The sequence below is a fragment of the Sphingomonas sp. genome (assembly GCF_036677245.1).
Lineage (GTDB): Bacteria > Pseudomonadota > Alphaproteobacteria > Sphingomonadales > Sphingomonadaceae > Allosphingosinicella.
This window is the reverse complement of sequence record NZ_JAKFCG010000092.1, coordinates 23554-30286: the sequence shown is the minus strand read 5'-3', so window position 1 is coordinate 30286 and position 6733 is coordinate 23554. Positions and strand designations below refer to the sequence as shown.

The following is a 6733-nucleotide window of genomic DNA, read 5'->3' as shown; positions in this document are numbered from 1 at the left end:
GTAGAGATCTCCCCCCGGTTCCGCCGCGGGCGCGGCGCTCGCCGGCTTGCGCAGGAAGCCGTCGAGATAATCGGGGGTACGGCCGATCGCCGGCGCCTTGGGCACCGGCGGCGCCTCGTCGATGATCTCGACGTCGAACTTGCGGGGTTCCTCGTTCATCCGAAGATCCTGACTACTTTCTCTATGCCGCCGGCGAGCCGGGCGACGTCCTCGTCGATGTTGTAGATGCCGAAGCTGGCGCGCGCCGTCGCGGCGACGCCGAGCCGCTCCATCAGCGGCTGCGCGCAATGATGGCCGGCGCGGATCGCGATCCCCGCCTCGTCCAATATGGTGCCGATGTCGTGCGGATGCACCCCGTCCATCGCGAAGGAGACGATCCCCGCCGAATTGTCGGGGCCGAACAGCCGGATCGAGTTGAACGACCGCAGCATGTCGCGCGCGGCGTGCGCCAGCGCATCCTCGTGCCGCGCGATGCGGTCGAGGCCGATCGACTCGACATAGTCGATCGCCGCGGCGAGGCCGAGCGCGCCGACGATGTGCGGCGTCCCCGCCTCGAAGCGCGCCGGGGGCGGCGCATAGGTGGTGCGCTCGAAACTGACCGTCTCGATCATCGCGCCGCCGCCCTGCCAGGGCGGCATACCGGCGAGGATGTCGGCGCGCGCCCACAGCACGCCGATGCCGGTCGGGCCGTAGAGCTTGTGCCCCGAGAAGGTGTAGAAATCGCAGCCGAGCGCGGCAACGTCGACGGCGAGCCGCGGCGCCGCCTGGCAGCCGTCGACCAGCAGCATCGCGCCGACCGCATGCGCGGCGCTGGCCACGCGCGCGATGTCGGCGATGCTGCCGAGCACGTTCGAGACATGTGCGATCGAGACGAGCTTCGTCCGCGGCGTCAGCAGCGCCTCGAGCGCGTCGAGGTCGATGCGGTGATCGTCGGTCAGCGGCGCGACGTCGATCTCGATGCCGGTGCGGTCGCGCAGCATCTGCCACGGCACGATGTTCGAATGATGCTCGAGCGCCGAGATCAGGATGCGATCGCCCGCCTGTAGCCGCTGGCCCCAGCTGTGCGCGACGAGGTTGATCGCCTCGGTCGCACCGCGCACGAAGACGATCTCGTCGGCCGCGCCCGCGCCGATGAAGCGCGCCACCCGCTCGCGCGCCGCCTCGAACGCATAGGTCATCGACGCCGAGCGCTGATAGACCCCGCGATGGACGGTCGCATAATCCTGCGCATAGGCGCGGGTGATCGCGTCGATCACCGGCTGCGGCTTCTGCGCGGTGGCGGCGGTGTCGAGATAGGCCCAGCCGGAGGGGATCGCCGGGAAATCGGCGACGGTGTCGAGCGGGCGGGTGGACAGAAGGGTGCTCATGCCCTGCCCCTCAGCCAGCCAAGCGCATCCTCGCGGAACGCGTCGCGCACCTGCTCCTCGCCGATCCGCTCGATCGCGTCGGCGACGAACGCCTGGGTGAGCAGCGCTTTCGCCTCGGAGAGCGGGAGTCCGCGGCTGGCGAGGTAGAAGAGCGCGTTGCGGTCGAGCTCGCCGACCGTTGCGCCGTGCGCGCATTTGACGTCGTCGGCGAAGATCTCGAGTTCCGGCTTCGCATTGATCGTCGCGGTGCGCGCGAGCAAAAGGCCCTTGAGCGACTGCTCGCCGTCGCTCTTCTGCGCGTCACGCGCGACCTCGACCCGCGCCGCGACCGAGCAGGCGGCGCGATCGTCGGCGACCGACCGCCAGACCTGACGGCTGGTCGCGCCGATCGCATCGTGGCGGATGACGAGATTGGCGTCGTGGCGCTGCGTTCCATTGGCGAGCAAAGTTCCGCCGGCTTCGGCGAACGCCTCGTCGCCCGCGAGCAGCAATTCGCCGTCGAGCCGCGTGTCCCGGCCGCCGGCGCTCAAGGTGATAAGGGCAAGGCTGGCGCCCTCGCCCACGTCGGCGCGATCGGCGATGCTGACGAAACCGCTGCTGCCGAGCAGGCGGCGGTTGAGCATCAGCCGTGCGCCCTTGCCGAGGCGGGTTTGGGCGAGGCGGTTGGTCCAGCCGGTGCCGATATAGGTTTCGACCACAGAAGCCTGCGCATCCGCGTCGAGCATGATCTCGGCGGCGAGATGATCGGCGGCGCCGGTCGAGGCATGGACGATCTGGACCAGCCCCGCCGGTGCGTGATCCCTGCCGAGGCGCAGCCGCCAGCCGGAGCGGCCGGCGAGCCGCGCCAGCGCATGATCGGGCGCTGCGGCTTCGACCTCGCCGATCTCGATCGGGCCCTGATCGACCGCTTGCGCAAGCTTGCCGTCGACGAACAAAAGCCGCGGGCCGGCGCAATCGAGCCACGGCAGGGTGTCGGGCACGCGGCCGCTCGGCTGCGCTTCGGCAAGCGCGGGCAAGGCCGAAAGATCGCTCCAGCGCCACGCTTCCTCGCGGGTCGACGGAAGGGAGAGCAGGCTCATGCAGCCATCGCTCCATAGCCTTCGCGCTCGAGCTCGAGCGCAAGCTCGGGGCCGCCCGAACGCACGATCCGGCCGCCGGCGAGCACATGGACCTGGTCGGGCACGACGAGGTCCAGCAGGCGCTGGTAATGGGTGATCAGCAGTACCGCCTTGTCGGGCTTGCGCATGATCCGGTTGATGCCGTCGCCGACGACCCTGAGCGCGTCGATGTCGAGGCCGCTGTCGGTCTCGTCGAGCACCGCGAGCCGCGGGTCGATGATGCCCATCTGGACCATCTCGTTGCGCTTCTTCTCGCCGCCCGAGAAGCCGACGTTGACGTTGCGCTTGAGCATGTCCATCGAGATGCCGAGCGCGTCCGCCTGCTCGCGGGTGATGCGAAGGAAGTCGCCCGCCGAAACCTCGGGCTCGCCGCGCGCCCGGCGCTGCGCGTTCAACGCGCTGCGCAGGAACTGGACGTTCGAGATGCCGGGGATCTCGACCGGATATTGGAAGCCGAGGAACAGGCCGGCCGCGGCGCGCTCGTCGGGCCGCAGCGCGAGCAGGTCGCGGCCGTCGAACAGCACCGAGCCCTTGGTCACCTCATAGCCGGGCCGTCCGCCGAGCACATAGCCCAAGGTCGACTTGCCCGCGCCGTTGGGCCCCATGATCGCCGCGATCTCGCCCGCCTTCACGTCGAGCGAAAGCCCGTTGAGGATCTGCTTGCCGTCGACTTCGGCGTGGAGGTTTTCAATTCGTAGCATTGGAGTCAGCTTTGCCGTTTGAGTTCAGTGGGGGTGGCGGGGGTCTAAGGCGCTGTTCCATTTGATCCAACCAATGCGCGACCACAGCTGCGCGCATTGAGACGTCCAGGAAACGAGAATCCCTTCCCAACGCTTTATCGGCGTCGTGGGCAGCTGTTCGCCGAGCTTCCTGACAATCGGCCACGGCCGCATCAACTGTCTCGTTAACCTGGTCAAAGGTGAGCCCGCCCTTCTCTGGGAAGCGGCGGTCGATCCCCCGATTCACGCAATCGTGGTAAGACTTCAGCGCCTTATTGAAAGCGATCTCGATCGGCGAGAGCGACTGCGGCGACCCATTCGCCAGTACATAAAGGCCGAGCGCAATCAAAGGGGTCATCCGACGCTCCCCTCGAGGCTGATCCCGAGCAGTTTCTGCGCCTCGACCGCGAACTCCATCGGCAGCTGCTGCAGCACCTCCTTCGCGAAGCCGTTGACGATCAGCGCCACGGCATCCTCCTGGGCGAGGCCGCGCTGCATCGCGTAGAACAATTGGTCGTCGCTGATCTTCGAGGTCGTCGCCTCATGCTCGATCTGCGCCGAGGGGTTGCGCACCTCGATATAGGGCACGGTGTGCGCGCCGCATTTGTCGCCGAGCAGCAGGCTGTCGCACTGGGTGAAGTTGCGCACATTCTCTGCGGTCGGCGCGACCCGGACGAGGCCGCGATAGGTGTTGCTCGATTTGCCCGCCGAAATCCCCTTCGAGACGATCCTCGACCGGCTGTTCTTGCCGAGGTGGATCATCTTGGTGCCGGTGTCGGCCTGCTGGTAATTGTTGGTGAGCGCGACCGAATAGAATTCGCCGACGCTGTTTTCGCCGGCGAGGACGCAACTCGGATATTTCCAGGTGACCGCCGATCCGGTCTCGACCTGGGTCCAGCTCACCTTCGAATTCTTGCCCTGGCAGAGCGCGCGCTTGGTGACGAAATTGTAGATCCCGCCCTTGCCCTCGGCATCGCCCGGATACCAATTCTGGACGGTCGAATATTTGATCTCGGCATCGTCGAGCGCGACCAGCTCGACCACAGCGGCGTGGAGCTGGTTCTCGTCGCGCATCGGCGCAGTGCAGCCTTCGAGGTAGGAGACGTAGCTGCCCTTGTCGGCGACGATCAACGTCCGCTCGAATTGGCCGGTGTTGGCGGCGTTGATGCGGAAATAGGTCGACAGCTCCATCGGGCAGCGCACGCCTTCGGGGATGTAGACGAAGGTGCCGTCTGAGAAGACCGCGCTGTTCAACGTCGCGAAATAATTGTCGTGGATCGGCACGACCTTGCCGATCCATTTCTTCACCATCTCGGGATATTCGCGCACCGCCTCGGAGATCGACAGGAAGATCACCCCGGCGCGCTTCAATTCCTCGCGGAAGGTGGTCGCCACCGAGACGCTGTCGAACACCGCGTCGACCGCGACCTTGCGCGCGCCCTCGACGCCGGCGAGCACTTTCTGCTCCTCGATCGGGATGCCGAGCTTCTCGTAGGTGCGGCGGATCTCGGGATCGAGCTCGTCGAGCGACTTGAGCTCGGGCTTGTTCTTCGGCTCGGCGTAATAATAAGCGTCCTGGTAATCGATCGGCGGTATGTTGAGCTTGGCCCAGTCCGGCGCCTGCATCGTCTGCCATTGGCGGAACGCCTTCAGCCGCCAGTCGAGCATCCACTGCGGCTCGGCCTTCTTGGCGGAAATGAAGCGGACGGTGTCCTCGTTCAGCCCCTTGGGCGCGAATTCCTGCTCGATGTCCGAGCTGAATCCCCATTCGTAGGACGAGGCGCGGTCAACCGCGTCCTGCGCGTCCTGGTTTCTCACCGGGGCCTGCTCGTTGACGTCATTCACTTCACTTCACCTTCCGCAAGATGGGCGAGACTCACCCCCTGGAGCGCGCCGCGCAACGCGCCGTTGACCGCGCTCAAGTGCGGCTTCACCTGGCATCGTCCGTCGAGAACGCAATCGTCGCGATTGTGGTCGACGCAGGTCGTCATCGCGATCGGCCCTTCGACGGCTTCGATGATGTCGGCAAGGCTGATGCCCTGCGCATCGCGCGCGAGCCGGAAACCGCCCCCAGCCCCCCGTGCCGAGCTGAGCAGCCCCGCCGACGCGAGCCGGCCCATCAATTTCTGCGCGGTCGGCAGCGGCACGCCGGTCTCGCCCGCGAGCAAATTCGCCGACAGACGCGCGTCTCCGCCGTGGCGGGCCGCGGCAGCCATCATCACGACGGCATAATCGGCAAGACTGGTCAGGCGCATTGTTTCTACCCGTCCGCTCCACGCGAGGAGCGATTAATCCTCTTTCGCGCTCCTGATCGGAAAACCGGTTCCCACTTTTCCGGGAGCACTTTTAATCGGACTGATTCGTTCCGATTGCCATGTGGCGCGCGCAGGCGCGGAAATCAACCCGCGCCGCGGCCTTTTGACCCGTCACGGGACCGCTGCCATAAGCCAAAACCATGGACCTTTACCCCCTCGTTCGTCCCTTGCTGTTCGCACTCGACGCCGAGCGGGCGCACGGCATCACGATCGCCGCGCTCAAGCGCCGTCCAGCGCCCGCGGCGCAGGCGACGCCGCCGGCCGGGCCGCTGGCGGTGCAGGTCGCCGGCCTGGGCTTCCCGAACCCGATCGGCCTTGCCGCCGGGTTCGACAAGAATGCCGAAGTGTTCGGCGCGATGCTCGGGCTCGGTTTCGGATTCGTCGAGGTCGGCACTCTGACGCCGCTGCCGCAGGCCGGCAACCCGCGGCCGCGGCTGTTTCGCCTCGCCGAGGATCGCGCGGTGATCAACCGGCTCGGCTTCAACAACCGCGGCCAGGAGGACGCCAGGCCGCGGCTCTCCGCTCGGCGCGGGCGGAACGCCGGCCCAAGCGCAGGCATCGTTGGCGTCAATATCGGCGCCAACAAGGACAGCACCGATCGAATCGCCGATTATGCCGCCGGGGTCCGCCGGATGGCCGATGTCGCCGATTATCTGACAATCAACATCTCCTCGCCCAACACGCCCGGGCTGCGCGCGCTGCAGGACGAAGCGGCGCTGAACGACCTGCTGGCCGCCGTGGTCGCGGCGCGCGCCGAAAGCACAAGCGCGCCGCCTCTGTTCCTCAAGGTGGCGCCCGACCTCGAGCCTGCCGATATCGACGCTATCGCCAAGGCGGTGCTCGACCACCGGCTCGACGCTTTGATCGTCTCGAACACCACGATATCGCGCCCGCCGCTCGAATCGCCCAACAAGGGGCAGGCCGGCGGCCTTTCCGGCGCCCCCTTGAAAGGGCTTGCGCTGCAGCGGCTGCGCGATTTCCGCACCGCGACCGGCGCCGGCCTCCCGCTCGTCGCGGCGGGAGGGGTCGAAAGCGGCCCCGACGCCTACGACCGCATCCGCGCCGGCGCGAGCCTGGTCCAGCTCTATACGGCGCTGATCTACCATGGTCCGGGACTGGTGCGCACGATCCTCGCCGAGCTGGAGCAATATCTCGCCGCCGACGGCTTCACGAGCGTCGCCGAAGCCGTTGGAACCGGGTGAGGAACTGCGGTT

Annotated in this window: 7 protein-coding genes; 1 reads left to right on the top strand and 6 read right to left on the bottom strand. The window is 67.1% G+C overall.

Annotated features, from left to right (window positions below; all coding sequences use genetic code 11):
* Positions 1–155: 155 nt before the first annotated feature.
* From V6M48_RS11015 to V6M48_RS10990, 6 genes are read right to left on the bottom strand one after another with little or no spacing between them, the layout of a single operon-like run.
* On the bottom strand, positions 156–1367 hold the full coding sequence (locus V6M48_RS11015; protein ID WP_332812590.1) for a cysteine desulfurase: 1212 nt from the start codon (positions 1365–1367) through the stop codon (positions 156–158).
* Entirely contained in the window at positions 1364–2446 is a 1083-nt protein-coding gene (locus V6M48_RS11010) for a SufB/SufD family protein (RefSeq protein ID WP_332812589.1), read from the bottom strand. The genes V6M48_RS11015 and V6M48_RS11010 overlap by 4 nt, the downstream gene beginning before the upstream one ends.
* Positions 2443–3186 carry a Fe-S cluster assembly ATPase SufC gene (gene sufC / locus V6M48_RS11005; protein ID WP_332812588.1) on the bottom strand — a complete coding sequence of 248 codons (744 nt, stop codon included), beginning with the start codon at positions 3184–3186 and terminating at the stop codon, positions 2443–2445. Before sufC ends, V6M48_RS11010 begins: the two co-directional genes overlap by 4 nt.
* Positions 3173–3562, bottom strand: a complete 390-nt coding sequence (locus V6M48_RS11000) for a hypothetical protein (protein WP_332812587.1) — start codon at positions 3560–3562, stop codon at positions 3173–3175. Before V6M48_RS11000 ends, sufC begins: the two co-directional genes overlap by 14 nt.
* Entirely contained in the window at positions 3559–5049 is a 1491-nt protein-coding gene (gene sufB, locus V6M48_RS10995) for a Fe-S cluster assembly protein SufB (protein WP_332812586.1), read from the bottom strand. Before sufB ends, V6M48_RS11000 begins: the two co-directional genes overlap by 4 nt.
* Positions 5046–5459, bottom strand: a complete 414-nt coding sequence (locus tag V6M48_RS10990; protein ID WP_332812585.1) for an RrF2 family transcriptional regulator — start codon at positions 5457–5459, stop codon at positions 5046–5048. Before V6M48_RS10990 ends, sufB begins: the two co-directional genes overlap by 4 nt.
* Positions 5460–5659: 200 nt before the next feature.
* Between V6M48_RS10990 and V6M48_RS10985 the strand changes: the two genes are divergently transcribed.
* A complete protein-coding gene (locus tag V6M48_RS10985) occupies positions 5660–6721 on the top strand; it encodes a quinone-dependent dihydroorotate dehydrogenase (protein WP_332812584.1) in 1062 nt (353 codons plus the stop codon).
* The last annotated feature ends 12 nt before the right edge of the window (positions 6722–6733 follow it).

What these genes read in the sequence shown, in the direction of transcription:
- V6M48_RS11015 (WP_332812590.1), bottom strand. Translation starts at nt 1,367, where the DNA reads ATGAGCACCCTTCTGTCCACCCGCCCGCTCGACACCGTCGCCGATTTC.
- V6M48_RS11010 (WP_332812589.1), bottom strand. Translation starts at nt 2,446, where the DNA reads ATGAGCCTGCTCTCCCTTCCGTCGACCCGCGAGGAAGCGTGGCGCTGG.
- sufC (WP_332812588.1), bottom strand. Translation starts at nt 3,186, where the DNA reads ATGCTACGAATTGAAAACCTCCACGCCGAAGTCGACGGCAAGCAGATC.
- V6M48_RS11000 (WP_332812587.1), bottom strand. Translation starts at nt 3,562, where the DNA reads ATGACCCCTTTGATTGCGCTCGGCCTTTATGTACTGGCGAATGGGTCG.
- V6M48_RS10990 (WP_332812585.1), bottom strand. Translation starts at nt 5,459, where the DNA reads ATGCGCCTGACCAGTCTTGCCGATTATGCCGTCGTGATGATGGCTGCC.
- V6M48_RS10985 (WP_332812584.1), top strand. Translation starts at nt 5,660, where the DNA reads ATGGACCTTTACCCCCTCGTTCGTCCCTTGCTGTTCGCACTCGACGCC.